Below are 24,697 nucleotides of genomic sequence, written 5' to 3' on the forward strand. Positions count from 1 at the left end.
TCACGGCGTGCGCAGTACCTGGAGAGGCGGGTTCACCCGCGAGCAAGCCGGTGTCGGCGCGGAATCAGCCGCGGTGACGGCCGCGGAAGTAGTTGATCAGGCCTTGCGTCGAGCCGTCCTCGGCGCTGTCTTCCAGGCTGCCGACCAAGCGTTGGTAGACGCCCTTGCCGAGCTCTTTGCCCAGCTCCACGCCCCACTGGTCGAAGGCATTGATGCCCCAGATCACGCTTTGCACGAAGACCTTGTGTTCATACATGGCCACCAGGGCGCCCAGGCGGCGCGGGCTGATGCGTTCGACCACCAGGGTGTTGCTCGGCCGGTTGCCCGGAATCACCTTGTGCGGGGCGAGCTTCTCGATATCGGCCTCGTTCAGGCCTTTCTGGCGCAGTTCCGCCTCGGCTTCCTCTCGGGTTTTGCCCAGCATCAGTGCCTGGCTCTGCGACAGGCAGTTGGCGTACAGCCACTGGTGGTGGTCCGCCACGGGGTTGAAGCTCACCACCGGTACGATGAAGTCCGCCGGGATCAGCTGGGTGCCTTGGTGCAGCAACTGGTGGTAGGCATGCTGGCCGTTGCAGCCAACGCCGCCCCAGATTACCGGGCCGGTATCGGTCTTCACTGGACTGCCGTCCTGCAACACGCTCTTGCCGTTGGATTCCATGTCCAACTGCTGCAGGTGCTTGGTGATGTTGCGCAGGTAGTGGTCGTACGGCAGGATCGCGTGGCTCGATGCCCCCCAGAAGTTGCCGTACCACACACCTAGCAGGGCCAGCAGCACGGGCATGTTCTTGTCGAACGGCGCGGTCTGGAAGTGCTGGTCCATGGTGTAGGCACCCGACAGCAGTTCCTTGAAGTTGGCCATGCCGATGGCCAGGGCGATCGGCAGGCCGATGGCCGACCACAGCGAGTAACGCCCGCCAACCCAGTCCCACATCGGGAAGATGTTCTCTTCGCGGATGCCGAAGGCCACGGCGGCGGCCTTGTTGCTGGAGACAGCGATGAAGTGGCGGTACAGCTCGGCTTCGGAGCCGCCCTGGGCGAGGTACCAGGTACGTGCGGCCATGGCGTTCTTCAGCGTCTCGAGGGTGTTGAACGACTTCGACGAAACGATGAACAGGGTCGTCTCGGCGCGCAGGTTGGCCGACAACTCATGGAATTCGCTGCCGTCGATGTTTGCCAGGTAATGGCAACGCACACCGCGCTGGGCATAGGGCAGCAGGGCTTCGGAGACCAGCTCTGGGCCGAGGAACGAGCCGCCGATGCCGATGTTCACCACGTCGGTGATCGGTTTCTCGCTGTAGCCCCGCCACAGGCCATCATGAATGCGGCCGACCAGCTCGGTGATCTGGTTCAGTACCTTGTGCACTTCCGGCATCACGTTGACGCCGTTGACGCTGAGTTTGTCGCCGACCGGACGACGCAGGGCGGTGTGGAGCACCGGGCGTCCTTCGGAAGCGTTGATGATCTCGCCGCTGAACATCGACTTGATCGCATCCTGCAGGCCGACCTCATTGGCCAGGCCTACCAGCAGGTCACGGGTCTGCTCGGTGATCAGGTTCTTGGAATAATCGAGGAACAGGCCGCAGCTGCTCAGGGAGAACTGGTCGAAGCGCTTGGCATCGCTGGCGAAGGCTTCGCGCATGCTGAAGCCTTGCATGGCGTCGCGGTGTTGCTGGAGTGCCTGCCAGGCGGGCAGGGCCGTAACATCGTGGGGTGTACGGTAATACGCCATTGCGGAGGGTTCCTTGGTGCGTGGTGTTGCCTTGGACAGGGCAGTGATTGCCGGGTTCAGGCTGGCCATCATTATAGGCAATGGCCCGGCGCAGGGAATGGGGCGAGAAGGGGAATTTAGGCGTGCCGCGATCCCTTTAGGAGCGGCCGTGTGTCGCGGTAGGGCTGTGTAGCAGCCCCGGATTCCAGCGTCCCTGCATCAGAGGGTGGGGGCTGCCGGGCAGCCCTATCGCGACACAACGCCGCTTCCACACCCAATCGCAGCAGGCTTACGCGGTTTTTTCGTCGAGGTGCAGATACAGGTTGTCGATCAACCGGGTGTTACCCAGGTAAGCCGCAGCCAGAATCACCAGGTCACGGTCACCAAAGGTGGCCGGTTGCAGGTTCACGGCGTGGCGCACTTCGAGGTAATCCGGGCGCAGGCCGGCGGCGTTCAACTGTGCCTTGCCTTCCTCGACCAGCGCGGGGAAGTCGACTTGGCCACGGGTAATCTGTTCGCTGATGTGTTTCAGGGTGCGATACAGCACCGGCGCGACAGCGCGCTGCTCGGGCGTGAGGTAGCCATTGCGCGATGACAACGCCAGCCCATCCTCGGCACGTACGGTCGGCTCGCCGATGATTTGAATCGGCATGTTGAGGTCACGCACCATCGCGCGGATAACTGCCAGTTGCTGGTAGTCCTTCTCGCCAAAAACGGCGAGGTCGGGCTGGACCATGTTGAACAGCTTGTTGACCACCGTGGCCACACCCTCGAAGTGTCCCGGTCGGCTGGCACCGCACAGGCCTTCGGAGAGGTTCGGCACGCTGACGCGGGTCTGCACGCTCATGCCGTCGGGGTACATTTCCTCGACCGTCGGGGCGAACAGTAGGTTGCAACCGGCCTCGAGCAGGCGTTCCTGGTCGGCAGCCAGGGTGCGAGGGTATTTGTCGAGGTCTTCGTTGGCGCCGAACTGCAGCGGGTTGACGAAGATGCTGGCAACCACGAAGTCGGCTCGTTGAGCCGCCTTGGTCACCAGTGCGGCGTGGCCGCTGTGCAGGTTGCCCATGGTGGGCACGAAGCCGATGCGTTTGCCCTCGCTGCGCGCGCGCGCGACGGCGGCACGCAGTTCCCGGACGGTCTTGACTGTATTCATGCGCTGAACCCGTGTTCGCTACCTGGGAAGCTGACCTCTTTGACGGCCTGTACGTAGGCGGCAAGGGCGCTCTGGATGTCTGGCTGGCCGGACATGAAGTTCTTCACGAACTTCGGTACGCGACCGCTCAGGGACAAGCCGAGCATGTCATGCAAAACCAGCACTTGGCCGTCGGTAGCATTTCCCGCACCGATGCCGATCACCGGGATGCTGACCGCCTGGGTGATCTCAGCTGCCAGTTCACTGGGCACGCACTCGAGCAGCAACATGGCCGCTCCGGCCTGCTCCAGGGCAATGGCATCGGCACGCATTTGCCGCGCCTGGGCTTCCTGGCGACCCTGTACCTTGTAGCCGCCCAGCACGTTGACGGTTTGCGGGGTCAGGCCCATGTGCGCGCACACAGGTACGCCACGGTCGGCGAGCAGTCGAATGGTCTCGGCCAGCCAGGCTGCACCTTCGATCTTGATCATGTGAGCGCCGGCACGCATCAGGGTCGCGCAGTTGGTGAAGGCTTGCTCTGGCGTGGCGTGGGCCATGAACGGCAGGTCGGCCAGGATCAGGGCGCCATCGTTGCCGCGTTTGACGCAGGCAGTGTGGTAAGCCATTTCGTCGGTGGTGACAGGCAGCGTGCTGTCATGGCCTTGCAGGACCATCCCCAGGGAGTCGCCCACCAGCAACACTTCGACACCGGCTTGGCTGGCCGCCTTGGCGAAGGTGGCGTCGTAGCAGGTCAGCATGGTGATTTTTTCACCCTTGGCCTTCAGGCCATGGAGGGTGGTCAGGGTTACTTCAGGCATTTAGGAAAATCCTCGTTCAGGCGCTTTGAAAAACGACTGCGACCAACACGTTGAGTCATCTTCCGGAGCGGCACATCATCGCTTGTGATGTTCGGGCACAGGTCCGTCCGGGCCTAGATACGGGTATGCGGCACTTTGGTGCCACACGGGACGCCTATAGTCGTGAGCGAGGTGGGGGAAGTCAATCACCCTGTTACCGCATTGTTACGATTCGGGTGTTACTGGCGTTACCTTGGTCTGGAACGCCCGGATTACAGGCGTTCCAGCCCGACGAACGGGCAGTCTGCGAGCAACTGTGCGAGGGCGCGGCCATCGGCCAGGCGGAAGTCCGCGGGTACCAGTTCGGCAAGCGGGTACAGCACGAAGGGCCGTGCATGCATGTGGTAGTGCGGGACTTTCAGGCGCGGTACGTCGAGCACCTGGTCGCCGAACAGCAAGATGTCCAGGTCGACCGTGCGCGGGCCCCAGCGCTCCTTGCGCACACGCCCCTGGTCATTTTCGATGGCTTGCAGGGCATCGAGCAGCGCCAGCGGTTCAAGCGATGTGTCGAGGGCGGCTACGGCATTGGTGTAACGCGGTTGGCCTGGCAGCAGCGAGTCGCTGGTATACAAGGCGGATGCGGCGACCAGGTGGGAGCCTTCGACCTGGTCGAGCGACTGCAAGGCACTGCGCAGTTGCTCGGCAGGCTGGTCCAGGTTGCTCCCCAGGCCGATGTAGGCGCGCGTGTTCAATCGAAGGCCTCGTCACCGCCACGCTTGCGCTTGCTGCCACTGCGTTTGCGTTTGCGCGGGCCGGCACCGGCGCCATCGTCACGGCTGCCCAGCTCGCGGATCATCTCGCGGCGTTCGCTGTCGTTGGCGTCCTGGTAGTCGGTCCACCACTGGCCGAGGTCGTCGGTGTCTTCACCGGCGCTTTCACGCAGCAGCAGGAAGTCGTAACCGGCACGGAAGCGCGGATTGTCCAGCAGTAGGTCGGCACGTTTGCCGCTGCGGCGCGGCAGGCGCTCCTGCATGTCCCAGATTTCGCGGATCGGCAGCGTGAAGCGCTTCGGGATGGCGATGCGTGCGCATTGCTCGGCGATCAGGTCGTGGGCTGCGCCGTTCATGGCCGGAATCGGCGGTACACCCTGGTTCTGCAGGTGCAGGACGCGGCTTGGCAGCGCTGGCCAGAGCAAGGCGGCGAACAGGAAGGCCGGTGTTACCGGCTTGCCTTGCTTGACGCGCAGGTCGGTGTTGTTCAGCGCCTGGCTGATCAGGGTGTGGGTGTAGGTCGGCCGCTCTTCCAGGGCATGGGCACTGGCCGGGAACAAGGGGTCGAACAAGTGCAGGTCGACCAGCATCTCGAAGGCGATCGCGCCTTGGCCGGAGAGGAACAGCTTGAGGGTTTCCTCGAACAGGCGGGCTGGCGGGATGTCACGCAGCAGCGGAGCCAGTTCACGAATGGGCTGGTAGGTGTGCTTCTCGATACCGAAGTCGAGCTTGGCGGCGAAACGCACAGCGCGCAGCATCCGCACCGGGTCTTCCTGGTAGCGGTGGGTTGGGTCGCCGATCAGGCGCAGCAGGCGGTTGCGGACATCGTGCACACCGTTGGCGTAATCGAGGATGCGCTCGCTGACCGGGTCGTAGTAAAGGGCGTTGATGGTGAAGTCGCGGCGTTGGGCGTCTTCCTCCAGCGTGCCGTAGACGTTGTCGCGCAGAATGCGGCCACTGGCATTGTGTGACGAACGGTGGCTGTCGCCCTGGTCTTCTTCGGAGTGAGGCGCACGGAATGTGGCGACTTCGATGATCTCACGGCCGAAATGCACATGGACCAGCTTGAAGCGGCGGCCAATGATGCGCGCATTGCGGAACTCGGCGCGGACCTGCTCGGGGGTGGCACTGGTGGCGACGTCGAAGTCTTTCGGCGTGATGCCCAGCATCAGGTCGCGGACACAGCCACCGACCAGGTATGCCTGGTAACCAGCACTTTGCAGCCGCTCGACGATATTCACCGCGTGGCGGCTGAACTGGTGGCGTTGCAGCGAGTGTTGGCTCTTGTTGATCACCTCAGGCGTGGTGCGTCTGTGGTGCTGGCCCGGTACGGGCGGGCGGAACGACTGGAACAGCTTCTTCAGCATGGGATGCACTGTTTGAAGGAATGTTCGGCCAAGAATAGGAGAATGGCCGCATGATGGGCGGGGATTCTAGCATTTACTCGGGGAATGGTGTAGGCGGTCGCAGGAAGCCTGCTGGAAGGAGAGAAACGACAAGGGGAGCCTAAGCTCCCCAAGAAGTCGTTGCGTGCTCTTATTGTTCTTCTGCTGGGCTTCTTGTTTTTGTTGAGTGCCCTGTCCACAAATCTCAAAGCTTGTGGACGACCCCCAATCCAGGGGTTAAGAGCAAACGGATTGCTTTGGTCGCTGATGTCACGTTGATCTATCGATCCAACCAGTTCAGGCGCTGCTTTTTAGTGCAGTTTTTGTTGTTCTCTGCCTGGTCGTGGGGCAAGCCCCAAACACGCATCCTCTCCAAAAGAATCAGTTAGCTGCGCCTCCGCCGTCTTGTTTTTATTGTGCGTGAGCCGTTTCGTCTTGTTCTTATTCTGAGTTGCAGTGCTTGTTATTGTTCTTGTGCCAAAGATATAGCAGGTGCCGTGCCAACTTTTGAAAACACAATAAAATCAATGGCTTGGCGAGATTTGGCGGAAGCGGGCGGGCGGGAAATGTAGAAATTTCGTTACCGTACACCTCGGGAACTGTTACGCGGGGAGAGCCTGGGTAACAGATTGTTGGGGTGGGGAGGTGTTACCTGGGAGGTTTACAGTCCGCAAGGGCCTGACGTAGCAGGTTTGGCGCCTGTGAGACCGAGCGCCGCCTGCGCGGCGCATCGCGAGCAAGGCTCGCTCCTACGTTTGTTTCGGGCCAATCATCCCTGCGGGATGGGCGCGCGACCTGTAGGAGCGAGCTTTGCTCGCGATGCGCCGCGCAGGCGGCGCTCGATCTCACAGGCCCCCGAAAATCTGGCAGCGCGCCGTCCCCAGCCTCAACTATCGCTGGTGGCGTTGCTCTTGCGACGAGGAATGCCCAGGCACTTGCGGCTTACGCCCAGCTTGCGCGCAAGCTCGGGGGAGGTGTTACCTGGGAGGTTTACAGTCCGCAAGGGCCTGACGTAGCAGGTTTGGCGCCTGTGGGACCGAGCGCCGCCTGCGCGGCGCATCGCGAGCAAGGCTCGCTCCTACGTTTGCTTCGGACCAATCATCCCTGCGGGATGGGCGCGCGACCTGTAGGAGCGAGCTTTGCTCGCGATGCGCCGCGCAGGCGGCGCTCGATCTCACAGGTCCCTGAAAATCGGGCAGCGCGCCGTCCCCAGCCTCAATTATCGCTGGTGGCGTTGCTCTTGCGACGAGGAATGCCCAGGCGCTGGCGGCGCTCCCACAGGCACTTGCGGCTTACGCCCAGCTTGCGCGCAAGCTCGGGGGAGGTGTTACCTGGGAGGTTTACAGTCCGCAAGGGCCTGACGTAGCAGGTTTGGCGCCTGTGGGACCGAGCGCCGCCTGCGCGGCGCATCGCGAGCAAGGCTCGCTCCTACGTTTGTTTCGGACCAATCATCCCTGCGAGATGGGCGCGCGACCTGTAGGAGCGAGCTTTGCTCGCGATGCGCCGCGCAGGCGGCGCTCGATCTCACAGGCCCCTGAAAATCGGGCAGCGCGCCGTCCCCAGCCTCAATTATCGCTGGTGGCGTTGCTCTTGCGACGAGGAATGCCCAGGCGCTGGCGGCGCTCCCACAGGCACTTGCGGCTTACGCCCAGCTTGCGCGCAAGCTCGGTTTCGGTCATGTGGTCCTGGTGCTCGAGGACGAAGTGCTGGAAATAGTCCTCCAGTGACAGGTCCTCGGTGGGCTCATGGCTGGCATTGTTGGCGTTGCTACCCGCGATGATCGGGGTGTCGTCGAGAATATCGTCGTCCAGGTCGCTCAACTCGATATCGATGCCCAGCAGTTCGGCAGAAATTTCCGGGCTTTCGCTCAGAATGACTGCACGCTCCACGGCGTTCTCCAGCTCGCGCACGTTACCTGGCCAGCTGTAGTGACGGATCGCTTGCTCGGCCTCTGCCGAGAAACGCAGGTCGTCACGGCCAATGCGCGCACTCTGGCGAGCCAGGAAGGCGTTGGCGATTTCGTTGACGTCACTGCCGCGCTCACGCAGGGCTGGCAATTTCAGGGCAATGACATGCAGGCGGTAATACAGGTCTTCACGGAATTGCCCGGCCTTGGCCAGGTTCTTCAGGTCCCGGTGCGTTGCAGCGATCAGCCGCACATCAACTTTCTGCGACTGAACCGAACCCACCCGGCGAATCTCGCCTTCCTGCAGCACACGCAGCAGGCGTGCCTGGGCCTCCAGCGGCAGTTCGCCGATCTCGTCGAGGAACAGGGTGCCGCCGTCGGCTGCTTCCACCAACCCCGCACGCCCCGCGCTGGCACCGGTGAAGGCGCCTTTTTCGTGGCCGAACAGTTCGGATTCGATCAGGGTCTCGGGAATGGCCGCGCAGTTGACCGAAATCATCGGTGCCTTGGCGCGGCGCGACAGATTGTGCAAGGCGCGAGCGACCAGCTCCTTGCCGGTGCCCGACTCGCCCTGGATAAGTACGTTGGAATCGGTGGGCGCGACCTTGCGGATCTTGCTGAACATGTCCTGCATCGGCGGGCAGGACCCGATGATGCCGATTTCACCATTGGCCGGTGCCATGCTGCCTTTGTCGGCCAGCGGTGCCTTGCCATTGGGGCGCGGTTCGGCGGTGACTGGGGCCACGACAGGTGCGTTCTGCCGGTCACGCAGAATGCGCGCGACGGCCTGGAGCATCTCGTCGTGGTCGAACGGTTTGGCGATGTAGTCCACCGCGCCCATTTTCATCGAATCTACTGCCGAGCGCAGGCTGGCATAGCTGGTCATGATCAGCACCGGTGTGCCCTGGCCGAGCTTGATCAGCTCGGTACCGGGTGCACCGGGCAGGCGCAGGTCGCTGACGATCAGGTCGAAGGTGGCAATGCTGAAGCGTTCCTGTGCTTCCTGTACCGAGCCGGCTTCGCTGACCTGGTACTGGTTCCGCTCCAGCAGACGACGCAGGGCCGAGCGGATGATGGTTTCGTCTTCGACGATCAGAATGTGCGGCATTGATTCAATTCTCTCGACGGTCTCGAATTTCAGGGGACGTCGCTACGACATGCCGGGGCAGGGTCACGCGGATCCGGGTGCCACGTTGCCGTTCGATGTCGGCCGGGCTGTCGATGGTGATTTGCCCATAATGCTCCTCCACGATGGAATAGACCAGAGCGAGCCCCAGTCCGGTTCCCTCGCCAGGGTCCTTGGTGGTGAAGAACGGTTCGAACAGGCGGTCCATGATGTTCTTGGGAATGCCGCTGCCTTCATCCTCCACGATCAGGTCGACCGTGTGCTCGTTGGCCTCGCTGCGCACACGAACGGCGCTGCCAGGTGGCGAGGCATCGCGGGCGTTGGAGAGCAGGTTGATCAGCACCTGAGCCAGTCGCTGCGGGTCGCCCTCGGCCCAGTGGTCGGGGTCGCAGAGGTTGAAGAACTGTACTTCGAAGTTGCGCCGGTTCAACGCCAGCAGACCAATGGCGTCCTGGGCCACCTCTGCCAGGCACACCGGCTCTTCGCTATTCTGGTGGCTGCCGCCGGCGTGGGCGAAGCTCATCAGCGACTGGACGATGCGCGACACTCGCTTGGTCTGCTCCAGGATCTGGCTGGACAGCTCGATGATCTCGCCGTCACCCTCGCGCTCTTCACGCAGGTTCTGCGCCAGGCAGGCGATGCCGGTGATCGGGTTGCCGATCTCGTGGGCTACACCGGCGGCCAGGCGGCCAATGCTGGCCAGGCGTTCGGAATGCACCAGTTTGTCTTCCAGGGCCTGGGTCTCGGTGAGGTCCTCGACCAGCAGCACCAGGCCGCTGTTGCCTGGTGCCAGTGGCTCGTCGATGGCCGCCTTGTGCAGGTTCAGCCAGCGGGGTTGACCGTCCAGGGCCAGGCGCTGCTTGTGCAGGTGCTCGTCGGGCACATTGATGAAGCCTTGCAACAGGCCGCGCCAGGGTTCGCTGATGGTGACCAGGCGCGAGCCCACCACGTGCTTGGCGGCAATGCCGGTGAGTTCTTCCATGGCCTTGTTCCACATCAGGATTTCCTGGTCCTTGGCCAGCGAGCATACGCCCATGGGCAGCTCTTGCAGGGTCTGGCGGTGGTAACGGCGCAGGGCATCGAGCTCGGCGGCCAGGCCGGTCAGGCGCGAGTGGTAGTCTTCCAGACGGCTTTCGATGAAGTGGATGTCTTCGGTGACATAGTTCTCGTTGCCGGACTTGTAGGGCAAGAAGGTCTCGACCATGTCCTGGGCAACGCTTGGCCCCATCAGGCCGGACAAGTTCGCCTCGATGCGGTCGCGCAGGCGGCGCAGGGCGTAGGGGCGGCGCTCGTCGAAGGGCAGGTAGAGATCGCGTAGCGCCTGCTCGACTTCCTTCTGCGCAGCCTTGGCGCCCAATGGCTTGGCCAGCTGGGTGGCGAACTCCTGGGGCGAGGCGGCATGCAGCTCACGACGTTGCGGGCGGCGTACGTTGTCCACCGCGCAGGCCTCGGCGGCGCTGGCTTCTTCGGTGCTGGCGTTGGTGAACAGCGAGATCAGGGTGAACAACAGCACGTTGGCCGCCAGCGAGGCAATGGCCGCCATGTGCCAGCTGGTGTCGTCCAGCACGTAGATCATGTCCAGCAGCGGAATGTAGAAGCCCTGCAGGTTGCCCAGCAACGGCAACAGCATCGTTACCATCCACACCAGGGTGCCCGCCAGCAGGCCGGCGATGAAGCCACGGCGGTTGGCGGTCGGCCAGTACAGCACCGACAGCACGCCGGGCAGGAACTGCAAGGTGGCAACGAAGGCGACGATGCCGAGATTGGCAAGGCTTTGGTGGTTGTTCTGGGTGAGGTAGAACATGAAGCCGGCGGTGATGATGGCGACGATCAGTGCGCGTCGGGTCCATTTCAGCCAGCGGTAGATGTTGCCCTCGGCGGGGGGCTGGTACAGCGGCAGCACCAGATGGTTGAGCGCCATGCCCGATAGCGCCAGGGTGGTGACGATGATCAGTCCGCTGGCGGCCGACAACCCGCCGACGTAGGCGAGCAAGGCCAGAGCCGGATTGCCGGCAGCTATTCCCAGGCCCAGGGTGAAATACTCGGGGTTGGTGCTGGCGCCCAGGCGCAAGCCGGCCCAGAGCACCAGGGGCACCGCCAGGCTCATCAACAGCAGGAACAGTGGCAGGCCCCAGCTGGCGCTGACCAGCGAGCGCGGGTTGAGGTTCTCGGTGAAGGCCATGTGGTACATGTGTGGCATGACGATAGCCGAGGCGAAGAACACCAGCAGCAGGGTGCGCCATGGCCCTTCCTGCAGCGGGGTATGCAACGCCGCCAGGGCGGTCTGGTTCTGCAGCAGCCACACCTCGAGCTGGTGAGGGCCGCCGAACACGCCATACAGGGCATACAGTCCGATACCGCCCAGGGCCAGCAGTTTGATCACCGATTCGAAGGCGATGGCGAAGACCAGACCTTCGTGTTTTTCGCGCGTGGCGATATGACGTGAGCCAAAGAAAATGGTGAACAGGATGATCAGCACGCAGAACGCGAACGCCACCCGCGCCTTGACCGGTTCTCCGGTGAGAATGCTGATCGAGTCTGCGACCGCCTGGATCTGCAGGGCCAGCAACGGCAACACGCCGATCAGCATGATCACCGTCGTCAGCGCACCGGCCCAGGTGCTGCGAAAGCGAAACGCCAGCAGGTCTGCCAGCGAGGAAAGCTGGTAGGTCCGGGTGATCTTCAGGATCGGGTAGAGCAGCACCGGGGCGAGCAGGAACGCGCCTGAGACCCCCAGGTAACACGCCAGGAAGCCATAGCCATACTGGTAGGCCAGGCCAACCGACCCATAGAAGGCCCACGCGCTGGCGTATACCCCCAGCGACAGCGTGTAGGTCAGGGGGTGACGGATGATGGAGCGGGGAATCAGCCCTCGCTCGCTGATCCAGGCCACGCCGAACAGCACCAGAAGGTACGCGGCGCTGATCAGGATCATCTGGGTCAGGCTAAAGCTCATCGGCATCTCGTTGGCTCTGCAGGATGAAGGTGACGACGATCAGGATCAGCCAGAGCAGGTAGGGGCGGTACCAGGCTCCGGTCGGTTCGATCCACCAGTCCATGATGGCCGGGGAGAACAGGTAGATCCCCACGACCAGAAGCAGGACCAAACGATAGATGTACATGCTGGCCTCGATGGTTGGGCGCTGCGGGCTTGGACTTATTATTGGCGCAAATGGCTGGGGCGATGCTAGCGGGAATCCATGGGGTTCGCCAAGAGTTTGAATTTATTGGGCTTTTGTTTTCGAGAGGCCGGGCCTGCGTCAGTGCAAGTCTGCCTCTGCAACAGTGGCCTGCCGGGCAATCGCCTCTGGCCGCCACTGCTTGCGGGCTACCGCAAGGACTTCAGCCGGTGTTGCCAGCCGCAACTCCGGGTCTGCTGCCTGCCCCAAGGCCCGCAGCGCGCGCAGCAGCAAAGGCGTCGCCTGTTCCGCCTGCAGCGGCGGCGAGCGATAGGACTTGCCCAGCTTGTGTCCATCCGGCTGCACGATGAGCGGAATATGCAGGTAACGCGGCTGCGAAAGGCCCAGCAGTTCCTGCAGGTACAACTGGCGTGGGGTGTTGTCGAGCAGGTCCGCCCCGCGCACGATGTCGGTAACACCCTGCCAGGCATCATCCAGCACCACCGCCAGTTGATACGCATACAGCCCATCACGCCGCTGGATCACGAAATCGCCCACTTCACGCCCCAGGTGTTGCTGGAACTCGCCCTGCACCCGGTCTGTAAAGCGGTAGATCAACTCAGGCACCCGTAGCCGGATCGCTGCGCCTTCTCGGGCATGCCCGGCGTTACGGCAAAAGCCTGGGTAGATGCCGTTGTAGCCCTCCAGCTGCTTGCGCGAACAGGTACAGGCGTAGGCCAGGCCCATGCTGAACAGGCGGTCGACCACCGCGGCGTAGGCGTCGTGGCGCTGGCTCTGGTAGACCACTTCGCCATCCCACTCCAGGCCATAGCGCTCTAGGGTCTGCAGGATCGCGTCGCGGGCCCCGGGCATTTCCCGGGGCGGGTCGGTGTCTTCCATGCGTACCAGCCAGCGGCCATCGACCGCGCGGGCGTCGAGCCAGGAGGCGAGGGCGGCGACCAGCGAGCCGAAGTGCAGGAAGCCGCTGGGAGTGGGGGCGAAACGTCCGATATAGCGGGAGTCTTTCATGGGCCGTACAGGTCGTAAAAATGAAAACGGGGCGCATGGTGCGCCCCGTTCGAATGGGAAAAGAGTCAGCCTTTGCCGACCGTCTTTTCCTTCTTCTCCGCGATTTCCTTGCAATCGAAGCACAGGTCGGCGGTGGGACGGGCTTCCAGGCGACGCAGGCCGATCTCGATGCCGCACGATTCGCACCAGCCGTATTCGTCGGCCTTGATCTTGTCGAGGGTCTTGTCGATCTTCTTGATCAGCTTGCGCTCGCGATCGCGGTTGCGCAGCTCAAGGGCGAATTCTTCTTCCTGGCTGGCGCGGTCAGCCGGGTCGGGGAAGTTGGCAGCTTCGTCCTTCATGTGATCCACGGTGCGGTCCACACTGTTCATCAGTTCCTGTTTCCAGGCACCGAGAAGCTTGGTGAAGTGCTTTTTCATGGGCTCGCCCATGTACTCTTCGCCCTGCTTTTCTACGTAGGGCTCGACACCGTACATGGTCTGGGCTTTGTGCTTTTCTACGGTGGACATGAATAGACCGCCTCTCACTCATCTGATCCAATGCGCAGGCTGCTCCATCTCCGGCACCCGCCGGCCCTGCGACTGCGAGCCGCCGAACTTACCAGATAGATCGGGGGTGCGCTACCCCGCCCGATTCTAGTGGTTGACAGCGGCGCAAGTCGTACGTTCGGTGCCGCGCAGAGGTAGAATCCACAGTTTAGACCCAATTGAGAGAAGGTCATGGCCCACACCCACAGTGCGCGCAGTCGCGCCATCGAACCCTTCCATGTCATGGCACTGCTGGCGCGGGCCAACGAGTTGCAGGCGGCTGGGCACGATGTGATCCACCTTGAAATCGGCGAGCCAGATTTCACCACCGCTGCACCCATCGTCGCGGCGGGCCAGGCGGCGCTGGCGGCAGGTCATACCCGATACACCGCGGCCCGTGGCTTGCCGGCCTTGCGCGAGGCGATCGCCGGCTTCTACCAGCAGCGTTATGGCGTGACGATCGACCCGCAGCGCATTTTGATCACCCCTGGCGGATCGGGCGCGCTGTTGCTGGCCAGCAGTCTGTTGGTGGACCCCGGCAAGCACTGGTTGCTGGCCGACCCAGGCTACCCCTGCAATCGACATTTCTTGCGCCTGGTCGAAGGCGGCGCCCAACTGGTCCCGGTGGGGCCGGACGTCAACTACCAACTGACGGCCGATCTGGTCGAGCGCCACTGGGACAAGGACACCGTTGGCGCCCTGGTCGCTTCGCCAGCCAACCCGACCGGCACGGTGCTCAGCCGTGACCAGTTGGCCAGCCTGTCCAGGGCCACCCGTGAGCACCATGGTCACCTGGTGGTGGACGAGATCTACCACGGCCTCACCTATGGCATGGACGCTGCGAGCGTGCTGGAAGTCGATGATGAGGCCTTTGTCCTTAATAGTTTTTCCAAGTATTTCGGCATGACCGGATGGCGCCTGGGTTGGCTGGTGGCACCGCCCAGTGCCGTGGCCGACTTGGAGAAACTGGCGCAGAACCTCTATATCAGCGCACCGAGCATGGCCCAGCACGCCGCGTTGGCATGCTTCCAGCCCGAGACCTTGTCGATTCTCGAAGAGCGCCGCGCAGAGTTCGCCCGCCGTCGCGATTTCCTGTTGCCGGCGCTGCGCGAGCTGGGCTTCGGGATCGCCGTCGAGCCTCAGGGCGCGTTCTATCTTTATGCCGATATCAGCGCATTTGGCGGCGATGCCTTTGCGTTTTGCCGGCATTTCCTCGAAACCGAACACCTGGCCTTTACCCCAGGTCTGGACTTTGGCCGCCACCTGGCCGGTCATCATGTGCGTTTTGCCTATACCCAGAGCTTGCCGCGCCTGGAGGAGGCGGTACAGCGCATTGCCCGTGGCCTGCGGAGCTGGCAAGGCTGATGCGCTTTTCACCCGCACTCGAACAGGGGCGCCTGCTGCGTCGCTACAAACGCTTTCTGGCCGATATCGAACTGGCCAGCGGCGAGCAGCTGACCATCCATTGCCCCAACACCGGTTCCATGCTCAATTGCATGCTTGAAGGTGGTCAGGTCTGGTTCAGCCGCTCCAACGACCCCAAGCGCAAGTTGCCTGGAACCTGGGAAATTAGCGAAACGCCTCAGGGGCGCCTGGCCTGCGTGAACACCGGTCGGGCCAATGCATTGGTCGAAGAAGCGTTGCACGCAGGTGTCATCCGTGAGTTGGCAGGTTTCACCGGACTCAAGCGCGAGGTGGCGTACGGCGAAGAACGTAGCCGTGTGGATTTTCGCCTGGAGTTCGCCGATGGCCCGGCTTATGTCGAGGTCAAGAGCGTGACCCTGGGTTACCCGGACTCCTCGGTCGCCGCCTTCCCCGATGCGGTGACCCAGCGCGGTGCCAAGCACTTGCGCGAATTGGCGGCCCTGGCCCGGCAAGGTATTCGTGCGGTGCAGCTGTACTGCGTCAACCTGACCGGTGTGGACGCTGTGCGCCCTGCCGAAGAGATCGATGCGGCCTACAGCCAGGCCCTGCGCGCGGCCGTGGCGGATGGCGTAGAAGTGCTGGCCTACGGCGCTCGCCTGGACGCCGGTCAGATCGTCATCGACCGCCCTTTGCCGGTGCTGCTCAACCGGTAAGCCAGATGCCCTGGCTGTCCTCACGGCAGCCCAGGGCCTCCAACGCCTCGCCCTCGCAGGGGCCGGCCACGCATTCGCCACTTTCGATCAGGAACAGGGCGCCGTGATGGGCGCAGTGGATCAGGCTGGCGCTGTCATCGAGAAAGCTGTCCTCTGCCCAGTTCAACGCAATACCGCGGTGGGGGCAACGGTTGCGGTACAGGTACACCTGGCCTCGGCGACGTACGCCGAACACCGCGGTGCCGTCTACGCTGAAGGCGCGGCTATGGCCCTCGGGCAGCCCGTGGGAAGTACAAAGGAAGTGCATGGCAGGGGTGTTCCAGGTGGCAACGTCTGGCTTGACGCTTTAATGCGAATAATTATCAAATTGCAGCCGCTCGCTGCGCCTGCCTGCCTATGGTGCGCAGTTCCGCCGCCCGCCACAAGGCGCGTGGCCTGCCTTCAGGAGGAATCCGATGATGCGCCGTATCGCTGCCCATGTCGCCCTGTGCGTGGGCCTGGTGCTTTCAACCCAGGCCCTGGCCACCGACTCGCCGCAACGCTGGGTGAGTGCTGGGGGCTCCCTGAGCGAATGGATCAGCCTGCTGGGTGGCGAGCAGCGGCTGGTTGGTGTCGATACCACCAGCCAGCATCCTGAGTCGCTGAAGGCATTACCAAGCATCGGGTATCAACGGCAGCTGTCGGCCGAGGGCATTCTCAGTTTGCGCCCGGATGTACTGGTTGGGACCGAGGAAATGGGGCCGCCGCCGGTGTTGGCGCAGATTCGCAAGGCCGGTGTGCAGGTCGAGCTGTTGTCCAGCAAGGCCGAGCTGGCTGCCGTGGATGAAAACCTCAAGCAGCTGGGCAAATTGTTGGGGGTGCAGCAGAAGGCTTCGGAGCTGGCTGCGGGCTACCACCAGCAACTGGAAGCGCTATCGGCAAGGGTCAGACAGGCCCAGGCAGGCCAGAAGGCGCCGGGCGTATTGCTGCTGGTCGGCCATGCGGGAGCCAAACCGTTGATTGCCGGGCAAGGCACGGCGGGCGATTGGGTAGTGCGTCAGGCTGGTGGGCGTAACCTCGCCGAACACCCAGGCTACAAGCATTTCTCCGTCGAAGCGTTGGCTGCGCTGGACCCGGATGTCGTGGTGTTCTCCGACCGTGCCCTTGTGGGCGAGCAGGCCTTGCAAGCATTGCTCAAGGAAAACCCGGCACTGGCCGTATCACGCGCGGTGCGTGAGCAGCGCCTGGTTGCGCTGGACCCGACCCTGTTGGTGGGTGGCCTTGGCCCACGCTTGCCGGCCACCCTGCAAGGGTTGGCGGAAAGCTTCTATCCCAATGCCAAGGCACGTCCCACTCAATGAAGCAGCGGATCGCGCCGCGCAGCGTGTGCCTGGGTTTGGGCCTTCTGTGTCTGCTGGCGGTCTGGCTGTCGCTGGCACTAGGGCCGGTCAGCCTGCCATTGTTCGATACCCTGCGCGCGGGGCTGCGCTTGCTCGGGCTGCCCGTTGGAGGTGATGGCCTCGAGCAGGCGCAGATGATTCTCGGCCAGATCCGCGTTCCGCGCACCTTGCTAGGCCTTGCCGTCGGAGCGGTGCTGGCGCTGTCCGGGGTTGCCATGCAAGCGCTGTTTCGTAACCCGTTGGCTGACCCGGGGCTGGTGGGCGTGGCGAGCGGCGCGGCGCTTGGCGCGGCAGTGGCGATCGTGGCGGGGAGCTGGCTTGGAGGTTTGCCAGAAGCGCTGGCACCGTACCTGCTGTCGGCTTGTGCATTCGTCGGTGGGCTCGGTGTGACCGCGCTGGTGTATCGCCTGGGCCGGCGCGATGGCCAGACCCATGTCGCCACCATGCTCCTGGCCGGCATCGCCATGACCGCTTTAGGCGGCTCGGCGGTGGGGTTGTTCACCTATCTGGCCGATGACGCCACGCTGCGTACACTGACATTCTGGAACCTGGGCAGCCTCAATGGCGCCAGTTACGAGCGTTCATGGCCAGTGCTTCTGGTCACGCTGGCCGTGGCGATCTGGCTGCCGCGTCGGGCGCAGGCGCTAAATGCCTTGCTGCTGGGTGAATCGGAGGCCCGTCACCTGGGAGTCGATGTGGAGCGGCTCAAGCGCGAACTGGTGCTTTGCACGGCGCTGGGCGTAGGTTCGGCGGTGGCGGCAGCCGGCCTGATCGGCTTCGTCGGTCTGGTGGTGCCGCACTGGGTGCGGCTGCTGGCTGGCCCGGATCATCGGGTATTGCTGCCGGCCTCGCTGCTGGCAGGCGGCGCGTTGCTGTTGTTTGCCGATTTGGTTGCGCGCCTGGCCCTGGCCCCAGCCGAGTTGCCGATTGGGATCGTTACCGCGTTCATTGGTGCGCCGTTCTTTCTGTTCTTGCTGGTACGGGGGCGCAACTGATGCTTTCAGTCGAGGGCCTGCACTTGCGGCGGGGAAGCAACGAGGTGCTGCACGGCCTCCACCTTCAGTTGCAGCCAGGCCAGGTGCTGGGCGTGCTCGGTCCGAACGGTGCGGGCAAAAGCAGTCTGTTGGGTGTGCTGTGCGGCGAGCTGGCGCCCAGCGAGGGCCAGGTGAGGTTGCAGGGGCGGGCATTGGCCGACTGGCCAGGGCAGGCGCGGGCACGACGCCTGGCGGTGCTGCCACAGGTGTCCAGCCTGGGGTTCGCCTTTCGTGTGGACGAGGTGGTCGGCATGGGGCGTCTGCCTCATGACACCGGCCGGCAACGTGATCGAGAGATCGTCGAGGCGGCGTTGCAGGCAGCGGATGCCTGGCATCTGGTCGAGCGCAGCTACCTGGCGCTGTCCGGCGGCGAGCGTCAGCGGGTTCACCTGGCGCGGGTCCTGGCCCAGCTATGGCCAGGCGAAGTGGGGGCCACGTTGCTGCTCGACGAACCAACCTCGATGCTCGACCCTCTGCACCAGCACACCACGTTGCAGGTTGTGCGAAGCTTTGCCGACCGTGGTGCGGCGGTGCTGGTGATCCTGCATGACCTGAACCTGGCGGCGCGTTACTGTGATCGCATCCTGCTGCTGGAGCAGGGGCGCTGTCATGCGCTTGCTGAGCCGCAGGCGGTCTTGACGCCTCGGGCGCTCAAGGCGGTATTTGGCATCGATGTTCTGGTGCAGGAGCACCCAGAGCGTGGCCACCCGTTGATCATCACTCGCTAGGAGGCTCTGTGCATGCGTCATCCATGGCTGTCTGCTGTTTCGCTGGGTCTGGGGCTGGCCTTGGGCGGGTGCCAGGCGAGCTTGCCGACGCTACCGGCCTGGCAAAGCAGTGAAGGGCGTGACAGTGCGCAGTTGGGGCAGATTCGCGACCTGACCAGCGGTCAGTCGATCAGCCCTGAGCAACTGGTCCGGCGCCTGGCCGATGCGCCACGAGTGATTGTGGGCGAGAAGCATGACAACCCTGACCACCATGCCCTGCAGCTATGGTTGCTGCGTGCCGTGCAGACCCAGCGCCCCCAGGGCAGCCTGTTGATGGAGATGCTGCAACCGGACCAGCAGTCCCAGGTCGATGCCGTGCAGCAGCAAGCCCAGTTGCCTCAGGACCTGCCCAAGGCTCTGGCCTGGGATGAAGGCTGGGATTGGCCATTGTATGGGCCGATCGTGCGGGAGGCCTTGCAGGGGCATGTCCCCTTGCTGGCGGCCAACCTTTCACCCGAGCAGATGCGTCAGGCCTATCGCCAGCCGCCGCCATTGCCCGGCACACGCTCCAACAGCCCGGCAGTGAAAGCGGCATTGCTCAAGCAGGTACGGGAAGGACACTGTGGTCTGTTGCCGGAAAGCCAACTGCCGGCGATGCTGGCCGTTCAGCAGCAGCGTGACCGGCGAATCGCCGAACGACTCAACGATGCGCCGCAGCCTGCAATGTTGCTGACCGGGGCCTATCACGCGCGCAAGGACCTGGGCGTGCCACTGCATTTGGCCGACCTGGAGGCGAAAGGGGAGACCAAGGTGTTGATCTTGGCCGAGGTGGGTCAGACTGTGGAAGCTGGCATGGCCGATTACGTGTGGTACACCGCCGCCCTGCCCGAGCAGGATTACTGCGCGACGCTGCGTCAGTAACGATTTCGGCGCGCCGGTCAGCGTCCAGGCAAAAAAAGACCCGGCAAAACTGCCGGGTCAATAACCGTGATTAGCCTGATGAGGAGATAATCTGAGAGTCCGAACCAGGGGCTTTCAGCTTATCCAACCAGTCTCGCGACCAGTTGTGATAATCATAACGATTCTCATTTAATCGTCAATCCCCTTTGTGCGTTCATTTCGCATTTTTTTGCGTAAGGCATTTCGCATCCAGTTGTTGGTTGAGTGCTTCCTTGCGTTCGGCCGGCAAATCGTTCCAGTGCATGTCCAGGAGCGCGCCTTCAATGGCGTACAACAGCACCTTCGATGCCCGGAATCCCCGCGTTTTGACGGCTTGGTACGCACCCACGGCACCGAGACGACGCAGGTCCGACGCACTGTGTATACCCGCCGCGTGCAACCACTGCGCAGAGGTCTTGCCAAGATTCTTCAGATGCTGCAATTCATCGTTCATCTAGCCTCCTTGCGATGGCTGAACGGGTCTTGGGGGATAAATCGCGAGCAGGTCAGAAAGGAGTGTAGCGGGGGTTCGCAAATGCGCGGCCTTTTGCCATCGGGGCCGACGAGATGCCCGAGAGGTGGGGCTGTCGGGCAGCCCCAGCCATGATTCAGGCTTTCGGTCGATAGCGCATGCGCGTGCCGAACTTGGCTGACATGAGGATTTCGTCCGCGCTCAGCTCCGGCGGGAAGTACGTGCCGGAGATCTGGGCATGGGCGATGCTCGCCCCTTCCAGGCCATTGTCACGCAGGTCCAGCCCGCGCAAGTCGGCAGCGCGGAAGTACGCGTCGGTGAAGTCGATGCCACGCGCATCTAGCTCACGCAGGTCCAGGCCACGGAAGTCGCCGCCGCGAAAGTCGATCAGCCCCTCGGCGGGTCTTTCACGATTGAATGCGCTGATGTTCTCGTCGCGGACCAATGCGTACAGGGCATTGTCCAGTTGACGGGGCTGGTTCATGACGGCGCCTCCTTATGATTGTGATGATATTGTAATGCCATCACTGTGGAGGCGCCGAACTTCAGGCGTGAAGTGTCGACTGCTTCACGCCTTTAGGCTCAGAGGCCTGGCAAACGCTGGCGAACCTGATCGATCACCTGGTTCATGCTGGCGCTGTCCTGGGTGTCGACGCGGGTGCTGTGTTTGAGTTCCTCCTCGTCCAGAGGCTCACGGCTGGCCTGCTGCGCCTTGATCACCTCCAGGGTGGCATCCGAAGGGTCGCTGTTTTCTGCCTGGCGCTGCTCCAGCCAGCTGGCGATGACGGCCTCAGGGGCGTGGCAGTCGAGGATCAGGAAAGGCACGCCGGTGTGATTGGCGACTTCCGCCGCTGACTGGCGCTGTGCGCGTTTGAGGTAGGTGGCATCGAGCACTACCGGGAACCCGGCGCGCAGGATGGTCGCCGCCAGCTCGTGCAGGCGCTGGTAGGTGGCGGCGCTGGCGTTCTGGTCGTAGATGCCGGTGTTCTGCTGCCCGGCGTTTGCCGCTTGCTGCTCACCGAACAGGCGTTTGCGCTCTACGTCCGAACGCACGCGGATGGCCCCCAGGGCTTCGACCATGCGCATGGCGACATGGCTTTTGCCCACGGCCGAAACACCGTGGGTGATGGCCAGAAGGCGCGAGGGGATGGCGCTGTAGCTTTCCGCCAGGTTGGCGTAGTTACGGTAGGTACGCAGGGTGGTGGCGCGTTGTACGCCGTCGGCGTCTGCCGGCAGGCTGAACAGCGCAACCTTGGCGCGTACCAGGGCACGATAGGCCTTGTAGAAGTTGAGCAGCTCCAGGCCCTCGTAGTCGCCGGTGAGCTCCAGGTACTGGCTGATGAAGCGGCGCGACAGACACTTGAGGCCACGGTCTTCCAGGTCCATGGCCAGGAAGCCGACGTCGGCGTAGACATCGGTCAGGCGGAAGGGCTCGTTGAACTCGATGCAGTCGAAGATCACCACCTTGCCGTCGATCAGGGTGGCATTGCCCAGGTGGATGTCGCCATGGCACTCACGGATGAAGCCTTTGGCCTTGCGTTGCTCCAACAGGCTGTGCAGGCGCTCGAAGCTGCTGTGGGCCCAGGCTTGCAGGTTGTCCAGTTGTTGCAGGTCGGCCTTGTCGGTGAGGAACGGACGGATCTGCTCGAAGTTCTGCTCCACCGGCGCCATGACGCTGTCCGGGGTGCCCAGCGGGTGGTCGACCGGCACTTTTGGCGCCTGCAGGTGGAACTCGGCGATCTGTCTGGCCATCTGGTCGATATGGCCAGCATTCAGTTCACCGTTGGCCTGCAGCGTGTTGAGCATTTGGCCCTGGGGGAACTGGCGCATTTTCAGGACGTATTCGATAGCCTCGCCCTCGCCGCCGATTTGCGGTGCCTCGGCAGTACCGGTGATCGGCAGGACCTCAAGGTAGAGACCGTCGGTCAGGCGCTGGTTCAGACGCAACTCTTCGTTACAGAAATGCTGGCGCTTATCCAGGCTGGTGAAGTCGAGAAAGCCGAAGTTCATCGGTTTCTTGACCTTGTAGGCGTACTCGCCGGTGAGCAGAACCCAGGAGATATGCGTCTCGATGAGTTGGAAGCCATCCACCGGGTGAGGGTAGAGGGCTGGGTTCTGCAAGGCGTTGATCAAGGCTTGGCTCACGAGAAATCCTTCCGGGGCAGGGAATTCGAATGCGCCATTATGGTCAATGGTGCCGTCCCTGCATACCGCCAGAGGGCGTCTGCCCAGCCTTTACAAAGTGCGTATAATCCGCCGCCATGACTCGAACTCGATCCCCCCGCACCCCTCAGAAACGCCCGACCGGCCGCTCCCGCGCCTGGCTGGGCTGGGCTTTGAAGCTCAGCCTGGTTGGCCTTGTGATCGTCGCCGGCTTCGCGGTTTACCTCGATGCCGTCGTCCAGGAGAAGTTCTCTGGCAAGCGCTGGACCATCCCGGCCAAGGTGTATGCCCGGCCGCTGGAGCTGTTCGTCGGACAGAAACTGAGCAAGAACGACTTCCTCACCGAACTCGATGCGCTCGGCTATCGGCGCGAGAGCGCCGCCAACGGCCCAGGTGCGGCCGCGGTCAATGGTAACAACGTCGACCTCAATACCCGTGGCTTCCAGTTCTACGAGGGCATGGAGCCGGCCCAGTTCGTGCGCGTGCGTTTCTCCGGTGACTATGTTGCGGGGCTCTCCGGCGCCAACGGCGGCAAGCTCGATGTGGTGCGCCTGGAGCCTTTGATGATCGGCGGTATCTATCCGAAGAACCTCGAAGACCGCATTCTGATCAAGATCGACCAGGTGCCGCCGTACCTGCTCGAAACCTTGGTGGCGGTGGAAGACCGCGACTTCTACAGCCACTTCGGCGTATCGCCCAAGTCGATTGCCCGCGCCATGTGGGTCAACACGTCATCCGGCTCCATGCGCCAGGGCGGCAGTACCCTGACGCAGCAGTTGGTGAAGAACTTCTACCTGACCAGCGAGCGCAGTCTCAGCCGCAAGCTCACCGAAGCGATGATGGCCGTGCTGCTGGAGCTGCATTACGACAAGCGCGAAATTCTCGAGGCCTACCTCAACGAAGTGTTCGTTGGCCAGGACGGTCAACGTGCCGTGCATGGCTTCGGCCTGGCCAGCCAGTTCTTCTTCAGCCAGCCGCTGTCGGAACTCAAGCTGCATCAGGTCGCCTTGCTGGTGGGTATGGTCAAGGGGCCGTCCTACTACAACCCGCGCCGTTACCCGGAGCGTGCGCTGACTCGCCGTAACCTGGTGCTCGACCTGCTGGCCGAGCAGAACGTGGTGAGCAAGGAAGTCGCCGAAGCGGCCAAGAAAATGCCCTTGGGCGTGACCAAGCGTGGCAGCCTGGCCGACAGCTCGTTCCCGGCCTTCCTCGACCTGGTCAAGCGTCAGCTGCGCCAGGACTACCGCGATGAGGACTTGACCGAAGAAGGCCTGCGAATCTTCACCAGCTTCGACCCGATCCTGCAGATGAAGGCCGAGAGCGCCATGAGCGAGACGTTCAAGCGCCTGGCCGGGCGCAAGGGCGCTGATGAGGTGGAGTCGGCAATGGTTGTGACCAACCCGGAAACCGGTGAGGTGCAGGCGCTGATCGGCAGCCGCCAGTCGGGCTTCGCCGGCTTCAACCGCGCCATCGATGCGGTGCGTCCGATTGGTTCGCTGGTCAAGCCAGCGGTCTACCTGACCGCGCTGGAGCAACCGACCAAGTACACCCTGACCAGCCGCGTGCAGGATGAGCCGTTTTCGGTCAAGGGCGCCGACGGCCAGGTATGGCGTCCGCAGAACTACGACCGCCGCCCCCATGGCACCATCTACCTGTATCAGGGGCTGGCCAACTCCTACAACCTGTCGACCGCCAAGATCGGCTTGGAAGTGGGGGTCCCGAACGTCATCAAGACCATTGGGCGGCTGGGCGTGAATGTCGATTGGCCAGCCTTCCCATCGATGCTGCTGGGCGCCGGTGGGATGTCGCCGATGCAGGTCGCGACCATGTACCAGACCATCGCCAATGGTGGCTTCAATACCCCGATGCGCGGTATTCGCAGCGTGCTGACGGCCGAAGGCGAGCCGCTCAAGCGCTACCCGTTCCAGATCCAGCAGACTTTCGATCCGGGCTCGATCTACCTGGTGCAGAACGCCATGCAGCGAGTGATGCGTGAAGGTACCGGTCGTTCGGTGTACAGCGTGCTGCCAAGTTCGCTGACCCTGGCAGGCAAGACCGGGACCAGTAACGATTCGCGCGACAGCTGGTTCTCCGGCTTCAGCCAGGACCTGCTGGCCGTGGTCTGGCTGGGCCGCGACGATAACGGCAAGACACCGTTCACTGGCGCCACCGGTGCCCTGCAGGTATGGACCAGCTTCATGCGCAAGGCCGACCCGCTGCCGTTGGACATGCCGCAGCCGGACAATGTAGTGCAGGCCTGGATCGACCCGTACAGCGGGCAAGGTTCCGATGGCAGCTGTCCGGGAGCCGTGCAGATGCCGTATATTCGCGGGAGCGAACCGCCCGCGGGTGCGACCTGTGGCGGTGAGCAGGATCCGGTTGAGTCGGTCATGGACTGGGTCAAGGGCTGGATGAATTAAGCACTG

The 24,697-nt window shown here is 63.1% G+C and carries 21 protein-coding genes; 7 read left to right on the forward strand and 14 right to left on the reverse strand.

Translation table 11 applies throughout. The features are described from left to right. Positions 1 to 64: 64 nt before the first annotated feature. The 10 genes from pgi to dksA form a co-directional block, all read right to left on the reverse strand. Positions 65 to 1,729: a glucose-6-phosphate isomerase gene (gene pgi / locus P3R38_RS03500; RefSeq protein ID WP_023378639.1), complete on the reverse strand. Its 1,665-nt coding sequence runs from the start codon at positions 1,727 to 1,729 to the stop codon at positions 65 to 67. A gap of 268 nt (positions 1,730 to 1,997) precedes the next feature. Beyond that, positions 1,998 to 2,861 (reverse strand): pantoate--beta-alanine ligase, encoded by an 864-nt coding sequence (panC, locus tag P3R38_RS03505; RefSeq protein WP_023378640.1) that lies wholly within the window; start codon positions 2,859 to 2,861, stop codon positions 1,998 to 2,000. Further along, a complete protein-coding gene (gene panB / locus P3R38_RS03510; RefSeq protein ID WP_023378641.1) occupies positions 2,858 to 3,658 on the reverse strand; it encodes a 3-methyl-2-oxobutanoate hydroxymethyltransferase in 801 nt (266 codons plus the stop codon). Before panB ends, panC begins: the two co-directional genes overlap by 4 nt. 251 nt (positions 3,659 to 3,909) lie before the next feature. After that, positions 3,910 to 4,389: a 2-amino-4-hydroxy-6-hydroxymethyldihydropteridine diphosphokinase gene (gene folK / locus P3R38_RS03515; RefSeq protein ID WP_277686829.1), complete on the reverse strand. Its 480-nt coding sequence runs from the start codon at positions 4,387 to 4,389 to the stop codon at positions 3,910 to 3,912. Continuing rightward, positions 4,386 to 5,774, reverse strand: coding sequence for a polynucleotide adenylyltransferase PcnB (locus P3R38_RS03520; RefSeq protein WP_023378643.1), 1,389 nt, complete (start codon positions 5,772 to 5,774; stop codon positions 4,386 to 4,388). Before P3R38_RS03520 ends, folK begins: the two co-directional genes overlap by 4 nt. A 1,583-nt stretch (positions 5,775 to 7,357) precedes the next feature. After that, positions 7,358 to 8,806 carry a sigma-54 dependent transcriptional regulator gene (locus P3R38_RS03525; protein WP_023378644.1) on the reverse strand — a complete coding sequence of 483 codons (1,449 nt, stop codon included), beginning with the start codon at positions 8,804 to 8,806 and terminating at the stop codon, positions 7,358 to 7,360. A gap of 4 nt (positions 8,807 to 8,810) precedes the next feature. Next, complete coding sequence (locus P3R38_RS03530) at positions 8,811 to 11,786, reverse strand: sensor histidine kinase (RefSeq protein ID WP_027908026.1); 2,976 nt, start codon at positions 11,784 to 11,786, stop codon at positions 8,811 to 8,813. Then, the gene (locus tag P3R38_RS03535) at positions 11,770 to 11,946 is read right to left on the reverse strand and encodes a hypothetical protein (protein WP_003250005.1); all 177 of its coding nucleotides are present in this window, start codon (positions 11,944 to 11,946) and stop codon (positions 11,770 to 11,772) included. Before P3R38_RS03535 ends, P3R38_RS03530 begins: the two co-directional genes overlap by 17 nt. Positions 11,947 to 12,084: 138 nt before the next feature. After that, on the reverse strand, positions 12,085 to 12,972 hold the full coding sequence (gene gluQRS, locus P3R38_RS03540) for a tRNA glutamyl-Q(34) synthetase GluQRS (protein ID WP_023378646.1): 888 nt from the start codon (positions 12,970 to 12,972) through the stop codon (positions 12,085 to 12,087). Between the two features lie 65 nt (positions 12,973 to 13,037). Next, positions 13,038 to 13,481 (reverse strand): RNA polymerase-binding protein DksA, encoded by a 444-nt coding sequence (dksA, locus tag P3R38_RS03545; RefSeq protein ID WP_023378647.1) that lies wholly within the window; start codon positions 13,479 to 13,481, stop codon positions 13,038 to 13,040. Between the two features lie 210 nt (positions 13,482 to 13,691). Here dksA and P3R38_RS03550 point away from each other — a divergent pair, with 210 nt between their 5' ends. Continuing rightward, the gene (locus tag P3R38_RS03550; RefSeq protein ID WP_023378649.1) at positions 13,692 to 14,864 is read left to right on the forward strand and encodes a pyridoxal phosphate-dependent aminotransferase; all 1,173 of its coding nucleotides are present in this window, start codon (positions 13,692 to 13,694) and stop codon (positions 14,862 to 14,864) included. After that, positions 14,864 to 15,577, forward strand: a complete 714-nt coding sequence (gene sfsA / locus P3R38_RS03555) for a DNA/RNA nuclease SfsA (RefSeq protein WP_023378650.1) — start codon at positions 14,864 to 14,866, stop codon at positions 15,575 to 15,577. Before P3R38_RS03550 ends, sfsA begins: the two co-directional genes overlap by 1 nt. Here sfsA and P3R38_RS03560 read toward each other — a convergent pair. Then, on the reverse strand, positions 15,567 to 15,884 hold the full coding sequence (locus P3R38_RS03560) for a Rieske (2Fe-2S) protein (protein ID WP_027908027.1): 318 nt from the start codon (positions 15,882 to 15,884) through the stop codon (positions 15,567 to 15,569). The two genes, sfsA and P3R38_RS03560, sit on opposite strands and share 11 nt — an antisense overlap. Before the next feature lie 148 nt (positions 15,885 to 16,032). Between P3R38_RS03560 and P3R38_RS03565 the strand changes: the two genes are divergently transcribed. Genes P3R38_RS03565 through P3R38_RS03580 form a run of 4 tightly spaced genes read left to right on the forward strand, consistent with a single transcriptional unit; the run spans position 16,033 to position 19,618 of the window. Further along, a complete protein-coding gene (locus tag P3R38_RS03565) occupies positions 16,033 to 16,917 on the forward strand; it encodes an ABC transporter substrate-binding protein (RefSeq protein ID WP_104882181.1) in 885 nt (294 codons plus the stop codon). Positions 16,918 to 16,967: 50 nt separating this feature from the next. Next, positions 16,968 to 17,951, forward strand: coding sequence for an iron chelate uptake ABC transporter family permease subunit (locus P3R38_RS03570; RefSeq protein ID WP_177429858.1), 984 nt, complete (start codon positions 16,968 to 16,970; stop codon positions 17,949 to 17,951). Then, positions 17,951 to 18,718: a heme ABC transporter ATP-binding protein gene (locus tag P3R38_RS03575; protein ID WP_104882179.1), complete on the forward strand. Its 768-nt coding sequence runs from the start codon at positions 17,951 to 17,953 to the stop codon at positions 18,716 to 18,718. Before P3R38_RS03570 ends, P3R38_RS03575 begins: the two co-directional genes overlap by 1 nt. A gap of 12 nt (positions 18,719 to 18,730) precedes the next feature. Beyond that, on the forward strand, positions 18,731 to 19,618 hold the full coding sequence (locus P3R38_RS03580) for a ChaN family lipoprotein (protein ID WP_277686830.1): 888 nt from the start codon (positions 18,731 to 18,733) through the stop codon (positions 19,616 to 19,618). 193 nt (positions 19,619 to 19,811) lie between these two features. Here the strand turns inward: P3R38_RS03580 and P3R38_RS03585 are convergent, their stop codons facing one another. The 3 genes from P3R38_RS03585 to P3R38_RS03595 all read right to left on the reverse strand — a co-directional run bounded on the left by P3R38_RS03585 (position 19,812) and on the right by P3R38_RS03595 (position 22,253). Further along, the gene (locus tag P3R38_RS03585; protein WP_023378656.1) at positions 19,812 to 20,090 is read right to left on the reverse strand and encodes a TfoX/Sxy family protein; all 279 of its coding nucleotides are present in this window, start codon (positions 20,088 to 20,090) and stop codon (positions 19,812 to 19,814) included. 154 nt (positions 20,091 to 20,244) lie between these two features. After that, a complete protein-coding gene (locus P3R38_RS03590) occupies positions 20,245 to 20,592 on the reverse strand; it encodes a pentapeptide repeat-containing protein (protein WP_027908028.1) in 348 nt (115 codons plus the stop codon). Between the two features lie 98 nt (positions 20,593 to 20,690). Beyond that, positions 20,691 to 22,253, reverse strand: a complete 1,563-nt coding sequence (locus P3R38_RS03595; RefSeq protein WP_027908029.1) for a bifunctional aminoglycoside phosphotransferase/ATP-binding protein — start codon at positions 22,251 to 22,253, stop codon at positions 20,691 to 20,693. Positions 22,254 to 22,369: 116 nt separating this feature from the next. On the opposite strand from P3R38_RS03595, the gene mrcB reads away from it, so the two are divergent. Further along, on the forward strand, positions 22,370 to 24,691 hold the full coding sequence (mrcB, locus tag P3R38_RS03600) for a penicillin-binding protein 1B (protein ID WP_023378659.1): 2,322 nt from the start codon (positions 22,370 to 22,372) through the stop codon (positions 24,689 to 24,691). Positions 24,692 to 24,697: the final 6 nt, after the last annotated feature.

It is taken from the genome of Pseudomonas sp. NyZ480 (assembly GCF_029537255.1).
GTDB lineage: Bacteria > Pseudomonadota > Gammaproteobacteria > Pseudomonadales > Pseudomonadaceae > Aquipseudomonas > Aquipseudomonas taiwanensis.